Source organism: Streptomyces sp. 891-h, from assembly GCF_022760275.1.
In the GTDB taxonomy this organism is placed as follows: Bacteria; Actinomycetota; Actinomycetes; order Streptomycetales; family Streptomycetaceae; genus Streptomyces; species Streptomyces spirodelae.
Genome location: NZ_CP050693.1, coordinates 6160825 through 6182900, shown reverse-complemented (window position 1 = coordinate 6182900; position 22076 = coordinate 6160825). Strand labels below are relative to the sequence as shown.

Genomic DNA, 22076 nt, shown 5'->3' with positions numbered 1-22076 from the left:
GCCAGCTTACCGGGAACTGAGCGATTGCTTAGCCCCCTGGCCCCGGCAGCCACTCCCCTGGCCTCAGAACACCACCAGGGTGCGCCCGCCCCGCCCGGCGCGCATCGCGGCGAAAGCCTCACCGATGCCCTCGAGACCGACCCGCTCGGTCACCAGCGCCCCGAGCTCCAGCCGCCCGTCTCTCACGTGCTGTGCCAGCACCGGAACGTCCCGGGCCGGGTCCGAGTCCCCGTAGACGCAGCCCCGCAGCTCCCGGGCGAAGTGGAAGATCTCCAGCGCGGAGAACGAGACCTGTTCGTCCTTGCCGCCGATACCGACGACGGTGGTGCGCCCGCCCCGCCGGGTGGAGTCCCAGGCCGCGCGTACGGTCGCCGCGCGACCCACGCACTCGATGGCCACATCGGCCCCGAAGCCGCCTTCGGTCAGCCCGCGGACGGCCTTGGCGGTCTTCTCCCCGGCCACGACGTAGTCCGTCGCCCCGGCGGCCCGCGCCATCTCCTCCTTCTCCGCCGAGACGTCCACCGCGATGATCTGCCCGGCGCCCGCCAGCCGCGCCGACTGCAAGGTGGCCAGCCCGACCCCGCCCACGCCGTACACCGCCACCGACTCGCCCACCCGCACCCGGGCGCTGTGGTGCACGGCCCCGTACCCGGTGAGCATGGCGCAGCCCAGCAGCGCCGCGTCCTCCAGCGGCACCCCGGCGGGTAGCGGGAGGACCGCGCGCCGGGGGACGACCGTCTCCTCGGCGAAGGCGGCGACGCTCAGCCCGGGGTAGAGGCCGTCGCCGCTGCGGGTGCTGGCGTAGGGGGTCGTGGTGGCCTCGTTGGCGCGCACGCACAGCCACGGCTCCGACAGCTGAGCGCAGAAGTGGCACTCGCCGCAGTTCGGCGCCCAGTTGAGCACCACGCGGTCACCGGGCGCCACGTCCAGCACGTCCTCGCCGACGGCGACGACGGTGCCGGCGCCCTCGTGGCCGAGTACGGCGGGCACGGGCTGGCGCAGGGTGCCGTTGGCCAAGGACAGGTCGGAGTGGCAGACCCCGGCGGCGGCGAGCCGCACCCGCACCTGGCCGGGCCCGGGCTCCGGCAGGGCTATCGAGGTGACCTTGAGCGGTGCCGAGACGGCGGGCAGTACGGCGGCGCGAACCATGGGAGCTCCAAGCGGCGTGCGGGGTCGGGGGGTTGCCTCGGCCGGTCGGCGGGTCGAATGGACGTCACAGCTGAGCGGCCAAGGGCTTCAGAGCTGTAGGGACTTGGTCTGCAGGTACTCCTCGAGGCCGTGGACGCCCAACTCCCGTCCGACGCCCGACTGCTTGTAGCCGCCGAAGGGCGCCAGCGGGTTGAACCGGCCACCGTTGATGTCGACCTGCCCGGTCTCCATCCGGCGTGCGAAGGCGACGGCCTCCTCCTCGTCCTCGGACCACACGGCGCCCGCGAGGCCGTAGACGGTGCCGTTGGCGATGCGCAGCGCGTCCTCGGTGTCGTCGTACTCGAGGACGGACAGCACCGGGCCGAAGATCTCCTCCTGCGCGATGGTCATCTCCGGGGTGACGTCGGCGAAGACGGTGGGCCGCACGTAGTGGCCGCGCTCGTGTCCCTCGGGGGGCTCGGCGCCGCCCACCACGAGCCGGGCGCCCTCTTCCTGGCCGCGCCTGATGTAGCCGGTCACGCGCTCGCGCTGCTTCGCGTTGACGACGGGACCGACGCGGGTGGCCTCGTCCAGGGGGTCGCCGGTGACGTACTTGGCCGCGGCCTCGGCGGCGAGCCGTACGGCCTCGTCGTAGCGCTCGGAGTCCACCAGCATCCGGGTCCAGGCGCTGCACGTCTGGCCGGAGTTGGACATCACATTGGCGACGCCGACCTTGACCGCCTTGGCCAGATCGGCGCCGGGCAGGATGACGTTGGCCGACTTGCCGCCGAGTTCGAGCGCGACGCGCTTGACGCCGGCCGCCGCGAGCGCGCCGACGCGACGGCCGACGGCCGTCGACCCGGTGAACGAGAGCAGGTCGACACCCGGGTGTTCGGCGAGCGCCTGCCCGGCGACCGGCCCGAGCCCGGTGACGAGGTTGAAGACACCGGCCGGCACCCCCGCCTCGTGTACGGCTTCCGCGAACAGTTGGGCCACCAGCGGCGTGTCCTCGGCCGGTTTGAGCACCATGGTGCAGCCGGCCGCGAGCGCCGGGGCCGCCTTGGCGACGATCTGGTGCAGCGGATAGTTCCACGGCGTGATGGCCCCCACGACACCGACCGGCTCGCGCAGCACCCGGGAGTTGCCCGTCTCCTGCTCGAAGGCGTACTCGGCGGCGAGTTCGGCGTAGCTGCCGCACACCGCGATCGGCACGGCGGCGTGCACCTTCCGCGAGAGGGTGAGGGGCGAGCCCAGCTCGGCGGTGACGGTCTCGGCCATCTCCTCGCGCCGGTCGACGAGTATCCCCCGCAGCGCTTCGAGGCGTGCGGCCCGTTCGGCGGGTGGGGTGGCGGCCCAGCCCGGCAGGGCGGCGCGGGCGGCGCGCACGGCGGCTTCGATGTCCTCGGGCCCGCCCGCGGGCACGGTCGCCAGCAGGCTCTCGTCGGCGGGGTTGGTGACCTGGATCGTCCCGGTGCCCGCTGCGGGCCGCCAGGCGCCGTCGATGTACATGCCATCGTGTGCCTTCATGGGGCCAACCTACTGTCGAGTCACCTAGGTGTCAGCACGGCGTCGGAGTGCCCTGGGTCACCGGCGCGCGGCGCCACGGCCCGCGCCGGTGGCGCGTTGACGGGCCCTCGGGATATTCCTATGGTCACCTATAGGAATCCTTGATGCGGCGGGAGTTGGCGATGGGCCAGGGCACCGACAGCACCACCAGCACCTCCACCGACCGGACCCGGGAGCGGGCACGCAAGGCCGCCGAGGGCCTGGCCTACCTGTCCGGCTTCGGCAACGAGCACAGCAGCGAGGCGGAACCGGGCGCGCTGCCCCTCGGCCGCAACTCTCCCCAGCGCGCCCCGCTGGGGCTGTACGCGGAGCAGCTGAGCGGCAGCGCGTTCACCGAGCCCCGGGCGCAGAACCGGCGCTCCTGGCTCTACCGCATCCGCCCCTCCGCTGCGCACCCGCGGTTCTCGCGCACCGGCAACGGCAATCTGCGCAGCGCCCCCTTCGAGGAGACGGTGCCCGACCCGAACCGGCTGCGCTGGAGCCCGCTGCCCGAGCCTCCCGCGGGCACCGACTTCCTGGCGGGTCTGTGGACGCTGGGCGGCAACGGTGACGCGCGGCAGCGCAGCGGTATGGCCGTGCACCTGTACGCCGCCAACGCGTCGATGACCGACCGGGTGTTCAGCGACGCCGACGGCGAGCTGCTGATCGTCCCCGAGCGCGGCGGGCTGCTGCTGCGCACCGAGTTCGGCCTGCTGCGCGTCGAGCCGAGCCAGGTGGCCCTGATCCCGCGCGGGGTGCGCTTCCGTGTCGAACTGCTGGAGGAGCACGCGCGCGGGTACGTCTGCGAGAACTACGGGCGCCCCTTCGCCCTGCCGGACCTGGGGCCGATCGGCGCCAACGGGCTGGCCAACGCCCGGGACTTCCTGGCGCCCACGGCCGCCTACGAGGACGTGGAGGGCCCGGTCGAGGTCGTCAACAAGTTCTGCGGAAACCTGTGGGCGGCCACCTATGACCACTCGCCGCTGGACGTCGTCGCCTGGCACGGCAACCACCTCCCGTACGTCTACGACCTGCGGCGCTTCAATGTGCTGGGCACCATCAGCTACGACCACCCCGACCCCTCGATCTTCACCGTGCTGACCTCGCCCTCGGACACCCCGGGGCTGGCGGGCGTGGACTTCGTGGTCTTCGCGCCCCGCTGGCTGGTGGGCGAGGACACCTTCCGGCCGCCGTACTTCCACCGGAACGTGATGAGCGAGTACATGGGCCTGATCGAGGGCGCCTACGACGCCAAGGCCGAGGGCTTCGTCCCCGGCGGCGGCTCGCTGCACAACATGATGTCGGCACACGGCCCCGACCGGGAGACCTTCGAGCGGGCCTCGGCCGCCGAGCTGAAGCCGCAGAAGGTCGACGACGGACTCGCCTTCATGTTCGAGACCCGCTGGCCCGTCACGCTCACCGAGCAGGCGGCCGGGGCCGGCCGGCTGCAGCCGGACTACGACGCCGTGTGGCAGGGTCTTGAGCGCCATTTCCCGGCCCCCTGACGCTTGGGGGCGGTCGGGACAGGCCGTGCGCACGGCCTGTCCCGACCGCCGGAAGGGCCGAGCTCACCCGTGGAGGCACCGCCCATGACGCCGCTGTTCACCCCGGACTCCGTCGAACTGAACCGGAAGCTGCCGCTGTGGTACCAGGTCTCGCAGTCGCTCCGGGCCTCCATACTCGGCCGGCCGCCACAGGCCCCCGACCGGCTGCCCCCCGAGGACCAGCTGGCCGGCCACTACGGGGTCAGCGTGCTGACCATGCGCCAGGCCCTCAAGGAACTGGAGGCGGAGGGGCTGATCAGCAGACACCGGCGGCGCGGCACCTTCATCGAGCCGGACGCCCGCCGCTCCCGTCCGGTGCGGCTGCTGGGTTCGGTCGACACGATCGTGGCCCAGCAGTCCGGGGAGCCCACCACGCTGCTGGGGTACGGCCCCGAGCCGGTGCCAGCCGAGCTTGCCGAGCACTTCCCCGGCCAGCAGGACGCGATGGCCTACCGCAGGCTGCGCTGCGAGCGGGAGAGCGGTGAGCCGACCAACTGGGCGCTCAACCTCATCCGCCGGGACGTGGCCGAGCACATCGACCCGGCCGATCTGCGCCGCGGCTGGCCGATGACGAAGGTGCTGCGGGACGGGGTGGGGGTGCGCATCAGCAGGATCACGGACACGGTCGAGGCGCGGCTGGCCGATCCGGAAACGGCCCGGCTGCTGCGCGTACCGCTGCTGAGCCCGATCCTGCACTACACGGGGGTGACCTACGACGGGGAGGGAGCGGTGGTGGACGTCGTACGCATCCACTACCGGGGCGACCGCTTCGCCTTCTCCGTCACGCTGGAGAACGTCTCGGACTGATCCGCGCTGCTTCGGAGTGACCCTGTCGGCAGTCGCGGGGTGGGGCCCGGGGGAGAACGGCCGCCGGGAGAAGTTCCGGCGGCCGTCTTCAGCCGCGCCCGCCGAACAGCGTTCGGCGCAGCTTGCGCAGCGGGGCGAAGAGCGAGACCCGCGCGCCGCGGTTGCTCGCCCGGCTCCGCACCGCGTCGCGCTGCGTGATCTCACGCATCAGCGTGGTCGCGTCCTCCGTCTCGCCCTGGGGGACGGCGGGGCCTGCGAGCACGGAGAGGTGCCGGTCGAGGCGCGAACTCGTCGCACCCGTACCGCATTTGATCGCGGGCACACGCGCCCTGCTGCCGACTGTTATCTGTTCCATGTCACTCCCCACCCGTACGAGGGCACCCGGCCCGGGCAGAGTAACCCTATCTCCCGACTACGACATGCGTGTATCTCGGCCACAGCATTCACCTGCCCCACAAGGCTGTTGACCAACACGGTACGCCGTCCAGGCACCTGCCGGGCACCCCGGGAAACGCAGCAAAACCGGACATACCAGCCGGAGTTCGGAAGCCGACCGGCGCACACAGGGGGCGGACGGCAGTTACCGGTGCGCGGGTGGCGCGCCGCGAAACCCGCGTGCAAGGGAAGCCATGATGCCGGATCATGGCCCTCATGTGTACCGACCGCCGACCCGACGACAGGAGCGCGGCCCTGGCTTCCGAGACCTCGACGACGCCCCCGACCACGCCTGACCCGGGCTCCGCCGCGCACGCGTCGCCGCAGGCCGTGCCCCATCCTACGACCCCGCCCGAGCAGGCGCTGGTCTCCCGGCTGCAGATCGACGACAGCGACTCCACCAGCGACATCATCGACGCCCTCTTCCTGGGCCGCTTCACCCTGGGGGAACAGCCGTACTCGCGCAGCCACACCGTCGACCATGTCAAGAAGGGGCGCACCCTCCTGCCGCCGGGCGCGCAGGTGCTGCGCGAGGCCAAGGACGACAACTCCGGCTCGGTCCTCGCCGAGGGGGACGGCTGGACGGTACGGGTCTCGCGCTGGAACCGCGGCGCCGAGGTCACGGTCACGGCGGTCAGCGACGAGCTGGCCGAGCAGCGGCTGAAGCAGGCCGTCGACGGCGCGGAGGACGAGCCCGAGCCCCAGGAGGACCAGGTCTCCATGGGGTTCTGGTACCACTCCCCCATGCGCGGCCCGCGCCGCACCTCCCGCACCATCAGCGCCGGGTCGTGGGCCGATGTGCGGCAGAACTACACCACGCGGGTGGCCACCGCCATGGACGACCTGATGAAGGTCACCCCGGACGACATCTCGGGGCGCCTCCTGCTGCTGCACGGTCCGCCGGGCACCGGCAAGACCTCGGCGCTGCGCACGCTCGCCCGCTCGTGGAGCGACTGGTGCCAGGTCGACTGCGTGCTCGACCCCGAGCACCTGTTCAACAACATCGGCTATCTGATGGACATCGCCATCGGCTCCGACGACTCCGACCCGGAGTCGGGGCGCTGGCGCCTGCTGCTCCTGGAGGACTGCGACGAGCTGATCCGCGGCGAGGCCAAGTACGCGGCGGGGCAGGCGCTCTCCAGGCTGCTGAACCTCACCGACGGGCTGCTCGGGCAGGGCCGCAACGTGCTGGTCGGCGTCACCACGAACGAGGACCTGGAACGGCTGCACCCGGCGGTCGTCCGGCCGGGGCGGTGCCTGGCCCGGATCGAGGTCGGCTCACTCAGCCGGGAGGAGGCCGTCGCCTGGCTCGGCACCGAGGAGGGCATCGGCCGCGACGGTGCCACCCTGGCCGAGCTCTACGCGCTCAAGAAGGGCAAGCGCCCCGCCGGCGTCCCCCACCAGGAGCGAGAGGGCTCGGGCCTGTATCTGTGACCGACCGCAGGTGGCCGGCCCGGCCGCCTGCGGACAACCATCGGGCGCGCTCGGCGGTCTGTTCCCACAACAGCCCGCCTCAGGGGGAGGACCCACCCATGCGCACTCGCCCGATCGCCGTCGCGGCCACCGCCGTCGCGGCCACCGCGTTGCTCACCTCCGCGACGGCCACCGCCACCGCGGCGCCGGCCTCGCCCCGGACCGCGGCACCCGGCTTCCTGACCGCCGACGATCTGCCACCACACGCGACCTCGCCCTGGTACGCGGGCCCGGTCACCAAGGGCCTGCCGGAGGAGCTCTTCTGTGTGGACGGCGCGCTCCCGAAGCGGCCCGGCGCCTACCACCGGACCTTCCACACCGAGTACGACACCCACGCCTCGCAGGTCGCCGTCAAGACCGCGTCCGCGAAGGCGGCCGGAAAGCTCGCGGCCAAGTTGGAGAAGCGGGTCGCCAACTGCGCGGCCGACTGGCTGCGCGACAACCCCGGCTCCACGGCGTCCTGGGACGACTACGGCACGGTGGAAGCGGGGAACAGCGCCCACATCTACGGCGTGCACACCGCGCCGCCGGAGTCGGAGCACGGGGTCAACCTGTTCGCGGTGGTCCGCAAGGGCACCAAGGTCACCGTGGTCCGCTGGGCCCAGATGGGCACCCTCCCGGACGCCCCGGTCCCCGCGTTCCGCCAGACGACCACCATGGCGGCAGCCCGCCTCTGAAGGGGAGGCGCCCCTTCAGGGGCGCGCCCCGAAGGGGCGCGGGGAACGGCGCGACCAGCCCCCCCCCACCCGCAGCCTGCGAACAACAAACAGGGGCAGACGCTGACCAGAAACACCGGAAGAGGGTCACAAAAAGCGCCGCCCCAGCATCAAGTGCCGTACTCCGCACGAAGCGCATCCCGAACCGCACCCAGCGCCGCGTCCTGCCCGGCGCCCAACCGCCGAGCGCGGGCCGCGAACACCCGTGCGGCCTCCGCCAATTCACGCTCGGCCGCACCACCCGCCGCGGCGACAAAAGTCCCATTGCGGCCCCGGGTCTCGATCACACCGTCGGCCTCCAGCGCCCGGTATGCCTTGGCGACCGTGTTCGCCGCGAGCCCCAGCTCCTCGGCGAGCCCGCGCACGGTCGGGAGCTTGTACCCCGTGGGCAACTCGCCGCCGCGCGCCAGCGCGGCGATCCGCGCCCGCACCTGCTCGTACGGTGCCTCCGGCGCGTCGGCGTCGAGGGTGATGCTCAGGGCGTTCGATGGGTTCCGCGGCACGGGTCCTCCGGGGAGCGAGGGGTTACGGGGGCCGATTCTCCCCCACCCGGGAAATCTCCCCCACCCGGGAAATCTCCCACCCCGGGAAATCGGGCAGCGGCGCGCCGTGTCGCCGCCGTAGCCTCCGCGCCATGACGTTCACGGTCCGCTCCCTGCGCCCCGACGATCCCCGGGACGCCGAGTCCTGTGCCGCGGTCCGCCGCGCGGCGATTCCGTATCTGGTCTGCACCGCCGAGACGCTCGCCTGGCAGCTGGCGCACGGTGCCGCCGGCCAGCGGCTGCACCGGTTCGTCGCCGAACGGCCGGACGGCACGGTCGCGGGCTGCATCGAGGCGGGCCTGGTGGCGGGCAGCACCGAGCCGGGGCAGGGGTTCGTGCACACGGCGGTGGAGCCCGGCGCGACCGGCCGGGGCGCCGGCTCCGCGCTGGTGGCCGCGGGCGAGACGTATCTGGCGGGGCTCGGGGTGCGGCGGGTGTTCAGCTGGGTGGCCGACGAGGAGCATGCCGCGCGCTTCGCCGAGCACCGCGGATACGCCCGCTCCAGGCAGGCTCGCTTCCTCGGCCTGGAGCTGCGCCGTGCCGCCCTTCCCGAGCTGCCCGATCCGCTGCCCGCGGGTGTCACCCTGCACCGGGTCGCGGAGTTCGCCGACGATCTGCGGCCGCTGTACGAGGCGGACACCGAGTGTTCGGCGGACGAGCCGGGCGATGTGCCCGTGGGCCGTACCCCGTTCCCCGAGTGGCTGCGGCACAACTGGCAGCGACCCGACTGGAACGCCGAGCTGAGCAGCGTGGTGCTGGTGGATGGGCAGGTGGCGGCATACAGCGTCGCGCAGACGGACGGGGTGGACCGCTACTGGTCGGGGATGACCGGCACCCGGCGCGCCTTCCGCGGCCGGGGGCTGGCGCGGCTGGCCAAACTGGCCGCGCTGCGCCGGGCCCGGGCCGCGGGCTACGCGCACGCCTACACCGGGAACGACGCGGGCAACGCGCCCATGCTGGCCGTCAACCGACGCCTGGGCTACACCGAGGTCGCCACGGAGTGGCGGTGTGCCAAGCGGCTGTGCGAGCCGACAGAGAAGGCCGGGCCCGGGCGCGACTGACCGCCCGTCACAGCGCCGAGCGGTCCCCGGTGTCGACCGCGGCGGTGGCGTGCTCGGCCTGCTGTGCGGCAGCCCGCACCTGGTCGGCCGTGAGCGCGTACCCGGTTCCCGCGTCGGTGGTGGAGCGGGCGAAGACGACTCCGTACACCCGTCCGCCCGGCGTCAGCAGCGGGCCGCCGGAGTTGCCGGGTCTGACCTGGGAGCGGATGGCGTAGATGTCGCGGGTGGTCAGCGCGTCGCCGTAGATGTCCTGGCCGCGCGCCGGGGTGCGGGCCGCCACGGCTGCCGCCCGCAGGTCGAGGCCGCCGTTCTCCGGGTATCCGGCGACCACGGCCTGGTCGCCCCGGCTCGCGTCGCCTGCGAAGTGGAGCGCGGGCGCGTCCAGGCCCGGCACGTCGAGGACGGCGATGTCCTTCTCGGGGTCGAAGAGGACGACCTTCGCCGCGTACGGGCGGCCGACCCCGCCGACGCGAACCGTCGGCTCGTCCACCCCGGCGACGACGTGCGCATTGGTCATCACATGGCCGCGGGCATAGACGAAGCCGCTGCCCTCCTGCCCCTGGCGGCCGCCGTTCACATCGGCGACGCCCTCGATCTTGACGGTGCTGCGCTGGGCCGCGGCCGTCGCCGCCTTGGTGACGGCGTCGCCGGAGGGCTGGGGCACCGAGGCGCCCGGCTCCTGCTCGAACGGGTTGAAGACCGGCGGGAAGCCCGCTGTGGTGAGCGCTCCGGTGGCGCGGTTGAACCATGTCGCCGCGCTGCTGGGCATCCGCTCGTGCACGCCCTCCAGCAGCGAGGAGCCTCTTATCGCCTGGTTGAGCGCCGGTGAGGGCGAGGCGGCGAGCGCGCTGCCCGCCACCCAGCCGACGACGAGCACGGCGACGACGTTGACGAGGGCACCGCCCACCCCGTCCACCCAGCGGGCGGGGGTGCGGTCGAGCGCCTCACGTATCCGCCAGCCGAGCGGCGCTGCCAGCGCGTGCCCGGCGAGCGCGGGCACCAGCACGGTCAGCAGGGCCAGGACGGTGGCGGTCGTCGTTCCGCGCTCCGCGAGGTCGAGGACGAACGGCAGCAGCCAGACGCCGAGGACGGCGCCCGAGACGAAGCCGACCAGCGAGACGAGCCCGGCGACCAGCCCCCGGCGGAATCCGGAGCCCGCGTAGGCGAGGGCGGCGAAGATCAGGAGCAGATCCAGCAGGTTCACGGCCCGCTCCCTCCCTTCGTGCTCTCGCCCTCTGCACCGTCGGCCCGCACCGTTGTTCGCAGGCACGGCCAGGCGGGGCGTTCAGGGAGAAAAACGCACAACACCAGCTCGCGGTTCCCCCGGGCGGTGATCCCACCCGTGTGAGAGAGCGCACCCCGCTCCGCTGTCTGTGCGGGTGCTTAGACGCGCCTTAAGCGATCCCTAAAGATCGCCGGAGTGGCGCTCGGCGGGCACTTTCGGGCCTCTGGCGTGGCTAACGTGCCGGTCACCGGGGCGGGTCGCACGGTGCGTCGCTGGGGAGGCGGCTCCCGTGGGCCTGTCCCGGACCCCCCACGTGCCACGCCCGTGTGGCACTCCGTCCCTGTGACAAGGAGCCATTCAGATGACCGTTCGCCGCACGGCCGCAGGACGTACCGCCGCCGGGATCGTCGCGCTGGGCTTCGCTCCGCTGGCACTCAACCTGGCGACGGCCGCTCCCGCCGCCGCGCACGGTTCGATGGAGGACCCCGTCAGCCGGGTCTCCACCTGCTTCGCCGAGGGGCCGGAGAGCCCCGATTCGGCGGCGTGCAAGGCCGCGGTGGCCGCGAGCGGCACCCAGGCCTTCTACGACTGGAACGAGGTCAACATCCCCGACGCGGCGGGCAAGCACCGGGAGATCATCCCGGACGGGAAGCTGTGCAGCGCGGGCCGCGACAAGTACAAGGGGCTGGACCTGCCCCGCGCGGACTGGCCGGCCACGGCGATGAAGCCGGGCGAGCACACCTTCCGCTACAAGGCCACGGCACCGCACAAGGGCACCTTCGAGCTGTACATCACCAAGGACGGCTACGACCCGGCCAAGCCGCTCAAGTGGTCCGACCTGGAGCCGAAGCCGTTCGCCAAGGTGACCGAACCGGCGCTGAAGGACGGCAGCTACGTCATCGACGGCACCGTGCCGAAGAAGGAAGGGCGCCATCTGATCTACAGCATCTGGCAGCGCTCGGACAGCCCCGAGGCGTTCTACACCTGCTCGGACGTGACCTTCGGCGGAAAGGGCGGCGCCAAGGCCGGGAGCAGCCCCGAGGTCCCCGACGAGCAGCAGATCGCGGCGGACAGGGACAAGTCGACCGTCGACCACGGCGGCCACGGCGGTGACCAGCACGGCGCCGGGCACCGGGCGGGGAACGGCGCGGCGCCCGCTTCGGCCGGCGACGACCGGTCGGCGGAGCCCGGCGCCGAAGCCGGCTCAGGCCCCAACGCGCCCGCGCCCGCCGGCGGAGCCGAGAAGGCGAACCTCGCCGAGACCGGCGGCGACGACAGCACGGCGCCGCTGGCCATCGGCGGTGCCGCCGTGCTGGCCGCCGGTGCCGGGGTGCTCTTCGCCACCGCGCGCCGCCGGGCCGCCAGGTCGCGCGGCTGAGCGGACATGACCGCCGGACGCCGCTTTCCCCGGTGCGCCCGGGGGAAGCGGCGTCGTACGCTCTTTCCCTCTACGGCCGGAAGGGCGGAGCGTTCATGACGATTCCGGAAGCGATGGTGGAGGTCACCAGCGAGGAGGAGCTGCGCGGCCTTGTCGGGGAGCCCGCCTCGCACACGGTGAACAAGGCCAGGACCGCGCTGCACCCCTTGGACCGCGACTGGCTGGCGCACTCGCCGTTCTGTCTGGTGGCCACCTCGGCGGCCGACGGAAGCTGCGACGTCTCCCCCAAGGGCGACCCGCCCGGTTTCGCCAAGGTTCTGGACGACCGCACGATCGCCATCCCCGACCGGCCGGGCAACAAGCGCATCGACGGACTGCGCAACATCCTGTCCAACCCACATGTGGGCCTCATCTTCTTCCTGCCGGGCCGCGGCGACACCCTGCGGATCAACGGGCGGGCACGGATCGTGCGCGAGGCGCCGTTCTTCGACGAGATGGTGGCGCGGCGCAACCGCCCGAAGCTGGCGCTGGTGGTGGAGATCGAGGAGGTCTTCCACCACTGCTCCAAGGCCTTCCTGCGCTCCGGCACCTGGCAGCCGGAGACCTGGCAGCCGGACGCGCTCCCGAACCGCGCCCGGCTGGCCAAGGCCCTCGACCGGGCCGAGGACTCGCTGGAGTTCCTGGAGGAGTACTACGGCCCGTCGTACGCCGAGAAGATCCACACCGAGGGCTGAGCCCCTCTCCTCAGGAGAAGCAGGTCGTGGGAGTGGCGTGGGCCGGGTCGAGCGCGTTGGCCGTCTCGTGCCACGCCATCCGGTCGACGAGCGCGACGGCCAGGTGCTCGGAGATGTTGAGGGGGCACAGCTCCTGGAGCGTCACGTTCTTCACGTCCGGCCCTTCGAGGAACTGTGTCTTGTAGGGCGTGACGACCTCGTCGTACCTGGTGGCGATCACGGTGTACTTGACGCCGGGCACCGTGTCGCCGCCCGCGTTGAGCTTCTTGAGGAAGTCCGATCCCTCCTTCTGCTGGAGCAGCGCCGGGCCGATCTCGTCGACCACGTCGCCGATGGGCGGGAACTTGTCGGCCAGCTCCGCAAGACCGCTGAGGGTGGTCCCGTGGTTGCTGGGAGCGATACCGATGAGCGCATTCACCTTGGGGGCGCCGCCCAGGAACTTGAGGTACTGGCGGGGCATCATGCCGCCCTGTGAGTGGCCGACGATGTCGACCTTGTCGGTGCCGGTCGCGGCGAGCACCTTGTCGACGTAGGCGGCGAGCTGCCGGGCGGAGTCCTCGATGGGGCCGAGCCCGTGGAAGAAGGGCTTGCCCGGCAGCTGCCCGTAGTCCAGGGAGAAGACGCAGTATCCCCGCCTGACCAGGTAGGGGGCGAGTCCCAGCCAGTTGTCCACGGAGTTGCCGAAGGTGCCGTGGACCAGGACGACGGCGCGTGGGTGCGCGGCCGAGGGCTTGCAGGAGTAGTCGTTCCAGCCGCCGGTGGTCCCGCTGCGCGTCCCGGCGCTCTCGGACGCGGGGGCGGCGGTGGGGGTGGCGGCCGCTGTGGTGGTGGCGGGCATGGCCACGACCGCGACGGCCATGGCCACAGCCGTGGCCGTTGAGCCGCGCACTCGCTTCGACGGTCTGCGTACTCGTTTCGACGGTCTGCGCACTCGCTCCGACGGCAGCATCGACTGCTTCGGCTTCATGTCCGGCTCCTCGTGCTGTGAGGGGAGGGGGGTGGGAGCGGAGCTGTGGGAAACGCCGTCAACTTACGCGCGAGTAAGGTCACTGACCAGTACCCGCGTACGACCAATTTCGGACAGCCGAGAAGCCGTGCACTCCTTGCACTGAGTACCCCTAGGGGGTATACATGAGGGCGGCGCTACTCATACCCCAGGCGGGTATGAAACAGTAGTGCGGAGGCACTCGTGACCCGGGCCGCGCCGGGCACCACCGAGGAGAGACGATGACCGCGACGCATGAGAGCACCGAGAGCACCACGGCCACCGGCCCGGCCGCCGGCACCGAGGTCGAGCTGGCGATCGGCGGTATGACCTGCGCTTCCTGCGCCGCCCGCGTCGAGAAGAAGCTCAACCGGATGGACGGCGTCACCGCCACGGTCAACTACGCCACCGAGAAGGCCAAGGTCAGCATGGGCGAGGGCGTCCAGGTCGCCGACCTGATCGCCACCGTCGAGGCCACCGGCTACACCGCGGCCCCGCCCCCCGAACCGCGCCGCCCGGCCCCGGAAGGGGACCGGAGCAGCGCGGGCGCGGCCGAGGAGGGCGGCCGGGACGACGAGCTGCGCTCCCTGCGCGAGCGGCTGATCGGCTCCGTACTCCTCGCCGTGCCGGTCATCGCGATGGCGATGGTCCCAGCGCTCCAGTTCGAGTACTGGCAGTGGCTGTCCCTCACGCTCGCCGCGCCCGTCGTCGTCTGGGGCGCCTGGCCCTTCCACCGCGCCGCCTGGACGAACGCCCGGCACGGCGCGGCCACCATGGACACCCTCATCTCGCTCGGCACCTCGGCCGCCATGCTCTGGTCGCTGTGGGCGCTGTTCTTCGGTACGGCGGGCATGCCGGGGATGACCCACCCCTTCGAGCTGTCGATCGAACGGAGCGACGGCGCGGGGAACATCTACCTGGAGGCCGCCGCCGGAGTCACCGCCTTCATCCTGGCCGGGCGGTACTTCGAGGCCCGCTCCAAGCGGAAGGCGGGCGCGGCGCTCAAGGCGCTGCTTGAGCTGGGCGCCAAGGAGGTGACCGTCCTGCGGGACGGCCGCCAGGTGCTGATCCGCACCGAGGAGCTGGCGGTCGGCGACCGCTTCGTCGTCCGCCCCGGCGAGAAGATCGCCACGGACGGCACCGTGGTCGAGGGCAGCTCGGCCGTGGACGCCTCGATGCTCACCGGCGAGTCCGTGCCCGTGGAGGTCTCCACCGGCGACAGCGTCACGGGTGCGACGCTCAACGCGGGCGGCCGGCTGGTGGTCGAGGCCACCCGCGTCGGCTCCGACACCCAGCTGGCGCGGATGGCCAAGCTGGTCGAGGACGCCCAGAACGGCAAGGCCGCAGCCCAGCGGCTCGCTGACCGGATCTCCGCCGTCTTCGTGCCCGTGGTGATCCTGCTCGCGCTGGCCACCGCCGGCTTCTGGATGGTCAGCGGCGCCGGGCTGACCGCCGCCTTCACCGCGGCGGTCGCCGTCCTGATCATCGCCTGCCCCTGCGCCCTGGGGCTGGCCACGCCGACCGCGCTGATGGTCGGCACCGGGCGGGGTGCCCAGCTCGGCATCCTGATCAAGGGCCCGGAGGTGCTGGAGAACACCCGCAAGGCCGACACCGTCGTCCTGGACAAGACCGGCACCGTGACCACCGGCGAGATGACGCTGCTGGCCGCACACGTGGCGGACGGCACCACCGAGGAGGAGGTCCTGCGGCTGGCGGGCGCCCTGGAGAACGCCTCCGAGCACCCCATCGCGCAGGCCGTGGCCAAGGGCGCCGAGCGGGAGTACGGCACGCTGCCCACCCCCGAGGACTTCGCCAACGTCCCCGGACTCGGCGTCCAGGGCGTCGTCGAGGGCCACGCGGTGCTGGTCGGCCGCGAGAAACTCCTCGAAGTGGGGGCACCCTCTGGACCGGAGCTTGCCGGAGGTCCTTGGGGGAGGGCGATGACACTGCCTCAGGAGCTGGCCGCCGCCAAGGAGGCAGCCGAGCGTGCCGGTCGTACGGCCATCACCGTCGCCTGGGACGGCGAGGCGCGCGCCGTCCTGGAGGTCGCCGACGCGGTCAAGCCGACCAGCGCCGAGGCCATCCGGCGGCTGCGCGAGCTGGGTCTGACGCCGATGCTGCTGACCGGCGACAACCGCGCCGTGGCCGAGTCGGTGGCAGCCGAGGTCGGCATCCCTGCCGGGGACGTGATCGCCGAGGTCATGCCCGAGGACAAGGTCGGGGTCGTCAAGCGCCTCCAGGACGAGGGCCGCTCGGTGGCGATGGTCGGCGACGGCGTCAACGACGCGGCCGCGCTCGCCCAGGCCGACCTCGGCCTGGCGATGGGCACCGGCACCGACGCGGCCATCGAGGCCGGTGACCTCACCCTGGTGCGGGGCGACCTGCGCGTGGCAGCCGACGCCATCCGGCTCTCCCGCCGCACGCTGGGCACCATCAAGAGCAACCTCTTCTGGGCCTTCGCCTACAACGTCGCAGCGCTGCCGCTGGCCGCGGCCGGCCTGCTGAACCCGATGATCGCCGGGGCCGCGATGGCCTTCTCCTCCGTCTTCGTCGTCGGCAACAGCCTCCGCCTGCGGAGCTTCCGGGCGGCGGGGTGAGCCGACGCCGGGCACGGCCTGTGATCCGTACCGGCCTGTGATCCGTACGACTCCCGCTGCCGTGGCGACCGGCCACGGCAGCGGGTTCTCCCATGACATCCTGACGGGATGCGGTGGGGAACGGGGAACAGAAGAGCGGGAATCGCCGCCGGAGCGGGCCTCGTGGCTCTCGCTGCCGCCGGCGGCTGGTACGCCCTGTCTCCGTCCGCGTACTCGGTCGAGGCAGCGCCCTTCGCCGACGACCCGGCCTGTTCGGACGTGCTGTCCAAGGCTCCCCGGACCCTGCTGGGAGAAGGCCGGGACGAGGTCGACGGGAAGAGCGCCGCCGCGTGGGGTGACGCCTCGGTCGTCCTGCGATGCGGCGTCGAACCGCCGTCCTCAACCCTCGATGTGTGCGTGGCCGTCGACGGCGTGCACTGGGTGCTCGACGAGAAGAGACTCGACAGCGACGGGGACAAGGTCCTCAGGACATTCGGCCGCGACCCCGCCGTCGAGGTGACCATCGACGCGAAGAGCGGACTGAGCGGCGACGCGCTGGTTGTCCTGAACCGGACGGTCGAGAAGATCCCGCAGAAGTCGAAGTGCACCGATCTGAGCGACGTCCCGCTCTGAGCCCCCTGCCGGGGCGCCTCCCTCCCGCTGCGGACACCCTCTAGGCCGCCCTCGGTGGGTGCGAACCGGCTGGGCGTACGGCGGAGACGCCGAAGCGGCGGCGGGCGCGGTCGGCTGCCGCCTCGGCCCGGCGGGCCTTCTCCTCCCGTACGTCGAACGAGAGCTGGTGCGCGGCGAGTTCCGCGGCCGTCAACTCCTCGGCCCGCAGGGTGACGCCGCGGACCCGGGCACGCTGGAGGGCCAGCGCGTCGTGCAGGGCGTAGGCCACGGCGGCCAGCGCGGGGGTGTGCGCGGTGGGTTCGGGCAGCGCGCGGGTACGGGTGGTGGCGGTGCGGTCGGCGTACCGGACGGTGAGCGTGAGCGCCCGCGCCACCTGCTCCTCGGCACGCAGCCGGAACCCCAGGTCGTCGGCGAGGGTGAGCAGTGCGCCGCGGCGGCGTCCGGCGTCGAGCTCGTCCCGCTCGAAGAGGTGTTCAGCACTCGCCGAGCGCGGTGGCGCCGTAGGAGTGACGGGCGTGGGGTCGATGCCCCGCGCCCGCTCGTGCAGCCGGCGGCCGGCCGCGGCGCCGAGGATGCGCTGGAGGGTGGCGAGCGGCGCGGCGGCGAGACGGCCGACGCTGTCGAGCCCGTACCCGCACAGCGCCCGCGCCGTCGCCGGACCGACCCCGTGCAGCGCCGCCACCGGTCTGCTGTCGAGGAAGGCGGCGGTCTCCTCCGGGCGCACCTCACGTACCTGCCCCGGTGCGCCCGCCTGTGCGGCCATCCGGGCGAGCAGCGGTCCTGCGGCGACGCCGACGGTGCAGTCGACGCCGTACAGCGCGAGCGCGCGCAGCCTCACCAGCCGCGCCAGCTCGACGGCGTCCCGCCGGAAGTACCGCAGTGCCCCCCGGACATCGGCGAGCGCAGCGTCCGGCGGGAGGGCCTGGACCACCGGCGTGATGTCGGTGAGCAGCGCCAGGAGCGCCTCGTAGTGCTCATCCCCGGCGTCCGCCGTCGGACCGCCGAAGTGCACATAGAGCACATGCGTCTCCCCGCGCTGGTGCGTGTTCTCCCCCGCGTGCCCGCTCATCCCGCGCTCCCCGGGCTGGAGTGCCACATCTTGCGGAGCGCCTTGGGAGAGCCCGCGGCCTCACCCGCGGGACGCAGGTCGGCCCACGGGTGCATCTCGTAGCCGGGCGCGACCTCGATGGTGCGGCCGGGCCCGGTGGCGGATTCCCCCGCACCCTCCGGGGGCTCCCCCAGCCGCGCTGTGACCGCCTCCAGACCGCCCTCGCGGCGCAGTTCGACCAGTTCGGCCAGGTCCCAGGCGGCGGAGCCGACGACAGTGAGGCTGCGCGGGCCGCGCCGCTGGACGACGCCGCGCACCAGCAGCAGCCAGGAGTGGAAGACGGTGTGGGCGCAGGCCGCGTGCGAGTCCTCGAAGAAGGCGAGGTCGGACAGGCCGGTGCCGTCGTCCAGGGTGGTGAAGATGACGCGCTTGCCCGAGGCGAGCGGCGGCGTCTGGGTGGCGGCCTTGGCGCCCGCGATCAGTACCGTCTCGCCGTGCCGCGCCGAGCGCAGGGTGCGGGCCGAGTGGGCGCCCAGCTCCCGCAGGAAGGCGACGTGGTCGGCCATCAGATGGCGGGAGGTGTCCATGCCCAGGACGTCGAGTTCGGCGCCGAGGCGTTCCTCGCTGTCCAGGTCGGGCAGGTGGACGGGCTCCGCCTGCCGGGCCGTGCCCGCGGTTCCGCTCGCGGCCTCGCTCTCCCCCAGCGCCAGCTGGCCCTCGCGCGCCCCGGCAGCGCGCTGGGCGCGGTGCAGTTCGGCGATGTGCAGCAGCAGGTCACGGCGGTTGCCGCCGGGTGCGAAGGCGTCCAGCGCGCCGACCTGGGCGAGCCGCTCGGCCACCGGCCGGGAGGGGCGGGCCCGGCGCCAGAAGTCGGCGAGCGAGTCGTAGGGCTGCCCGGCCTCGATCCGGGCGGCGTCGGCCTCGCTGATGCCGTGCACCTCCGCGAGCGCGAGGCGTAGCCCCCATACGCCGGAATCGGACTCCAGTTCGATCCGATAGGCGACCGAGGACCGGTTCACCTCCAGCGGCAGCACCGGCACCCCGCGCCGCCGCGCGTCCGCCAGCAGCAGCCGCTTGGGGTACATACCCGGATCGTGCTCCAGCAGCCCGGCGTAGAAAGCCGCAGGATGGTGCGCCTTGAGCCAGGCCGACTGGTAGGTCGGCACGGCGAACGCCACCGCGTGCGCCTTGCAGAACCCGTACGAACCGAACGACTCCACGACCTCCCAGGCGTGGGCGATCACCTCCGGCGCGACCCCCCGCCGCGCGGCCGCCCGCTCGAACCAGAGCTTCGCGCCCGGCCGCTGCTCGTCGTCCTTGAGTACCCGCCGCACCTCGTCCGCCCGGCCCCGGTCGCAGCCGGTCAGCCGGGAGAGGATGCGGATCACCTGCTCGTGGAAGATCGCCACCCCGTACGTCTCGGCCAGCGGCTCGGTCAGGCCGGGGTGCGGATGACGGATACGGCGCCGCCCGTGCCGCGCCTCGATGAAGGGGTGGACCATGTCGGCGCCGACCGGCCCCGGCCGGAAGAGGGAGATGTCGACGACCAGATCGTGGAAGGTCTCCGGCTGGAGCCGCCCGATCAGCTCGCGCTGCCCCGGCGACTCGATCTGGAAACAGCCCAGCGTCTCGGAGGAGCGGATCAGCTCATAGGTCGCGCTGTCACCCTCGGGGACCGCGTCCAGCTCGATCCGCTCCCCCGTCGCCCGCTCGACCTCGGCGACCGCGTGCGCCATCGCCGACTGGAGCCTGACACCCAGCACATCCAGCTTGAGCAGCCCGAGGTCCTCCACGTCGTCCTTGTCGAACTGCGCCATCGCGAAGCCCTCGCCGCTGGTGGGCACCACAGGCGTACGGGCCCGCAGCGAAGCGTCCGACAGCAGCACTCCGCACGGGTGCATGGCCACCCCGCGCGGCAGCCCGTCCAGCGCCTCCACCAGCTCCCAGAACCGCTCCCCGTGCTCCGCGGGCGCCCCCTCCCGCCGCAGCTGCTCCAGCTCCGGCAGCTCGGCCAGCGCCGCGCGCGCGTCCCGCGCCCTGATGTGCGGAAACGCCTTGGCGAGCCGGTCGGTCTCGGCCGGGTCCAGACCCAGCGCCGCGCCCACATCGCGGATCGCGTGCCGCACCCGGTAGGTCTCGGGCATCGCCACGGTGGCCACCCGCTCCTCGCCGAACCGTTCGAAAATGGCGCGGTAGACCTCCAGTCGCCGGGCCGACTCCACATCGATGTCGATGTCCGGCAGCTCGACGCGGCGCGGCGAGAGGAACCGCTCCATCAGCAGCCCGTGCTCGACCGGGTCGGCGTGCGCGATGCCCAGCAGATGGTTCACGAACGACCCGGCACCCGAGCCGCGGGCCGCCACCCGGATGCCCCGCTCACGGATGTCCTCGACGATGCGCGCGACGGTCAGGAAGTACGAGGAGTAACCGAGCCCCTCGATGATGGCCAGCTCCTCGTCGAGCCGACGCCACCGCTTCACATCCCGGTCGTAACGCCGGGTGACCATCCCGGCGGCACACCGTGAGCGCAGGGCCCGCACCGCCGTACGGCCGCCGGTCCCGGCCAGGCGCGACTCGGGAAAGTGCACCCGGCCCAGCCCCAGGTCCTCCTCCGGATCGACCCGGCAGGCCGCCGCGGTCTCCTCGGTGAGAGCGAGCAGCCGCCGTGCGGTGCTGTGCCCGTACCCGGCGGCCTCCGCGATCCGCTCCGCCGCCCCGGCCATCTCGTCCGGCCCCTTCAGCCAGCGCTCCCCGTTGTCGAGCCCCCTGCGCGGGTCGACGGGGACGAGGCGGCGGGCGGCGTCCAGCACATCGGCGACGTTCACCTCGGCCGCCGGGGCCGGGTCGGCGTAGCGCACGGCATTGGTCAGTACGGGTTTCACCCCCTCTTGAGCCGCCAGCCCCAGCATCCTGGCCGCCTCCCGCAGCGGCCCGGAGCCGGCGACCGCCAGCCGGAGCGCGTCCCCGTAGATCTCCCGCCATCCGGTGAGGAGGGCCGCCGCGCGGTCGGGACGGCCCGCCGCGAGGGCGCGGCCGATGTCGGAGTCGGCGCCCAGCAACACGGTTACGGCTTCGCCGTGCAGCGCCGCCCACGGGAGGAGCGGCTTGTCCTGGTTGATCCCCATTTGGGAGGAGGTGTCGGCCCCATGGTCGTGGGCTGCGGTGATCATCCGGCACAGTTCGGACCAGCCGTGTGCGCCGTCGCGAGCGAGGAAGACGGCCCGCTGGGCCGACTCGTCGATGAAGCGCCCACCCCTGGTCGGCGTACGCCCCTTGTTGGTGCCGCCGCCCCTGATACCACCGCTCCGGTCCGGCTGCCGCTCGACGGCGAGCTCGACCCCGTACACCGGGCGCACGCCGGCGCGGGTGCAGGCCTTGGTGAAGCGGACGGCGCCCGCGAGGGTGTCCCGGTCGGTGAGGGCGACCGAATCCATCCCCCGTTCGGCGGTGCGCTCCGCGAGGGTTTCGGGGTGGGAGGCTCCGTATCGCATGGAGAAGCCCGAGGTCACGTGCAGGTGCGTGAAGCTGAGGCCTGGCCTCATCTGTGCCACCTCCTGCCTCTGCGCCCCCTCTCTCTGTCCCGAGCCACCACAATAAACCAGCCATCGAAACTTTATTCGAATCTCGCCGCCACCCTTGGCACCCCCTCCCTGCGGGGTCCGTGGGTTGTGGACACACACCCCGTTTGTTGCTTCGGCTGCCGCCGAGGGGTCGTGTCGGGGGGCGAGCCCCTCACGGGGTGGCCCGCCGCTTGTGGACGCACGCCCCGTTTGTTGCTTCGGCTCGCCGCCGAGGGGTCGTGTCGGGGGGCTCCGCCCCCCAACAGCCCCCCGCCAGGTGGGCTTCGCCCCCTAGAACCCCCCTGCCGCCTGGGACCACCCCATTGCCTTTCAAGCATCCCCTCAGTGGTGCGGGTCCTTGGACCGGCCGGTGACGACCCTGCGGGAGTCACCGACAGGTCCAAGGGCCTGGGGCATGAGCCGGGATGAGTGAACGTCTACCGGATTGTGCTGTTGCGGAAGGGGGCTCCTAGGGGGGCGAAGCCCCCGTAGCGGGGGGCGGTTGGGGGGCGGAGCCCCCCAACGCCCGTCCGGCGAGGACCCGGGGGTTTGGGGGCGGAGCCCCCATCAACGACAGACGGTCAGAGGGCCGGGCCCTCAACCGATGGAAGCGGCGCCCACCCACCCGCGGAGCCCCCATGAACGGGAGGGGGCCCAAGAATGGGCCCTCAGCCAATGGAGGCGGG

17 protein-coding genes are annotated in these 22076 nt (G+C 72.8%); 9 read left to right on the top strand and 8 right to left on the bottom strand.

The genetic code is table 11. From position 1 onward, the window contains the following. Positions 1-63: 63 nt before the first annotated feature. Both HC362_RS27125 and HC362_RS27120 read right to left on the bottom strand, forming a co-directional pair. Positions 64-1149, bottom strand: coding sequence for a zinc-binding dehydrogenase (locus HC362_RS27125; protein ID WP_243086749.1), 1086 nt, complete (start codon positions 1147-1149; stop codon positions 64-66). Between the two features lie 87 nt (positions 1150-1236). Continuing rightward, a complete protein-coding gene (locus tag HC362_RS27120) occupies positions 1237-2655 on the bottom strand; it encodes an aldehyde dehydrogenase family protein (protein ID WP_243086748.1) in 1419 nt (472 codons plus the stop codon). A gap of 161 nt (positions 2656-2816) precedes the next feature. Here HC362_RS27120 and hmgA point away from each other — a divergent pair, with 161 nt between their 5' ends. Then, positions 2817-4178 (top strand): homogentisate 1,2-dioxygenase, encoded by a 1362-nt coding sequence (gene hmgA, locus HC362_RS27115; protein ID WP_243088839.1) that lies wholly within the window; start codon positions 2817-2819, stop codon positions 4176-4178. Between the two features lie 84 nt (positions 4179-4262). After that, positions 4263-5024 carry a GntR family transcriptional regulator gene (locus HC362_RS27110; protein ID WP_243086747.1) on the top strand — a complete coding sequence of 254 codons (762 nt, stop codon included), beginning with the start codon at positions 4263-4265 and terminating at the stop codon, positions 5022-5024. 88 nt (positions 5025-5112) lie between these two features. Here the strand turns inward: HC362_RS27110 and HC362_RS27105 are convergent, their stop codons facing one another. Beyond that, the gene (locus HC362_RS27105) at positions 5113-5379 is read right to left on the bottom strand and encodes a hypothetical protein (protein WP_099879189.1); all 267 of its coding nucleotides are present in this window, start codon (positions 5377-5379) and stop codon (positions 5113-5115) included. A gap of 296 nt (positions 5380-5675) precedes the next feature. On the opposite strand from HC362_RS27105, the gene HC362_RS27100 reads away from it, so the two are divergent. Beyond that, the gene (locus HC362_RS27100; RefSeq protein ID WP_243088838.1) at positions 5676-6893 is read left to right on the top strand and encodes a DUF5925 domain-containing protein; all 1218 of its coding nucleotides are present in this window, start codon (positions 5676-5678) and stop codon (positions 6891-6893) included. Between the two features lie 98 nt (positions 6894-6991). Next, positions 6992-7609: a hypothetical protein gene (locus HC362_RS27095; RefSeq protein ID WP_243086746.1), complete on the top strand. Its 618-nt coding sequence runs from the start codon at positions 6992-6994 to the stop codon at positions 7607-7609. A gap of 149 nt (positions 7610-7758) precedes the next feature. Here the strand turns inward: HC362_RS27095 and HC362_RS27090 are convergent, their stop codons facing one another. Continuing rightward, positions 7759-8151, bottom strand: a complete 393-nt coding sequence (locus tag HC362_RS27090) for a GntR family transcriptional regulator (protein ID WP_243086745.1) — start codon at positions 8149-8151, stop codon at positions 7759-7761. 131 nt (positions 8152-8282) lie between these two features. On the opposite strand from HC362_RS27090, the gene HC362_RS27085 reads away from it, so the two are divergent. Continuing rightward, complete coding sequence (locus HC362_RS27085) at positions 8283-9251, top strand: GNAT family N-acetyltransferase (protein WP_243086744.1); 969 nt, start codon at positions 8283-8285, stop codon at positions 9249-9251. A gap of 7 nt (positions 9252-9258) precedes the next feature. Here HC362_RS27085 and HC362_RS27080 read toward each other — a convergent pair whose 3' ends face one another. Next, entirely contained in the window at positions 9259-10455 is a 1197-nt protein-coding gene (locus HC362_RS27080; RefSeq protein WP_243086743.1) for a MarP family serine protease, read from the bottom strand. A gap of 382 nt (positions 10456-10837) precedes the next feature. Here HC362_RS27080 and HC362_RS27075 point away from each other — a divergent pair, with 382 nt between their 5' ends. Both HC362_RS27075 and HC362_RS27070 read left to right on the top strand, forming a co-directional pair. Continuing rightward, positions 10838-11854: a lytic polysaccharide monooxygenase gene (locus HC362_RS27075; RefSeq protein ID WP_243086742.1), complete on the top strand. Its 1017-nt coding sequence runs from the start codon at positions 10838-10840 to the stop codon at positions 11852-11854. 95 nt (positions 11855-11949) lie between these two features. Beyond that, on the top strand, positions 11950-12588 hold the full coding sequence (locus HC362_RS27070; protein ID WP_243086741.1) for a pyridoxamine 5'-phosphate oxidase family protein: 639 nt from the start codon (positions 11950-11952) through the stop codon (positions 12586-12588). Positions 12589-12598: 10 nt separating this feature from the next. On the opposite strand, the gene HC362_RS27065 is transcribed toward HC362_RS27070, so the two are convergent. Beyond that, entirely contained in the window at positions 12599-13447 is an 849-nt protein-coding gene (locus HC362_RS27065) for an alpha/beta fold hydrolase (RefSeq protein ID WP_243088837.1), read from the bottom strand. A gap of 368 nt (positions 13448-13815) precedes the next feature. Between HC362_RS27065 and HC362_RS27060 the strand changes: the two genes are divergently transcribed. Together HC362_RS27060 and HC362_RS27055 are read left to right on the top strand one after the other, a co-directional pair. Beyond that, a complete protein-coding gene (locus HC362_RS27060; protein WP_243086740.1) occupies positions 13816-16170 on the top strand; it encodes a heavy metal translocating P-type ATPase in 2355 nt (784 codons plus the stop codon). Positions 16171-16332: 162 nt separating this feature from the next. Then, the gene (locus HC362_RS27055) at positions 16333-16782 is read left to right on the top strand and encodes a DUF3515 family protein (protein WP_243086739.1); all 450 of its coding nucleotides are present in this window, start codon (positions 16333-16335) and stop codon (positions 16780-16782) included. Between the two features lie 40 nt (positions 16783-16822). Here HC362_RS27055 and HC362_RS27050 read toward each other — a convergent pair whose 3' ends face one another. Together HC362_RS27050 and dnaE are read right to left on the bottom strand one after the other, a co-directional pair. Further along, positions 16823-17851 (bottom strand): hypothetical protein, encoded by a 1029-nt coding sequence (locus HC362_RS27050; protein ID WP_243086738.1) that lies wholly within the window; start codon positions 17849-17851, stop codon positions 16823-16825. Continuing rightward, the gene (gene dnaE / locus HC362_RS27045) at positions 17848-21372 is read right to left on the bottom strand and encodes a DNA polymerase III subunit alpha (protein WP_243086737.1); all 3525 of its coding nucleotides are present in this window, start codon (positions 21370-21372) and stop codon (positions 17848-17850) included. Before dnaE ends, HC362_RS27050 begins: the two co-directional genes overlap by 4 nt. Positions 21373-22076 lie beyond the last annotated feature (704 nt).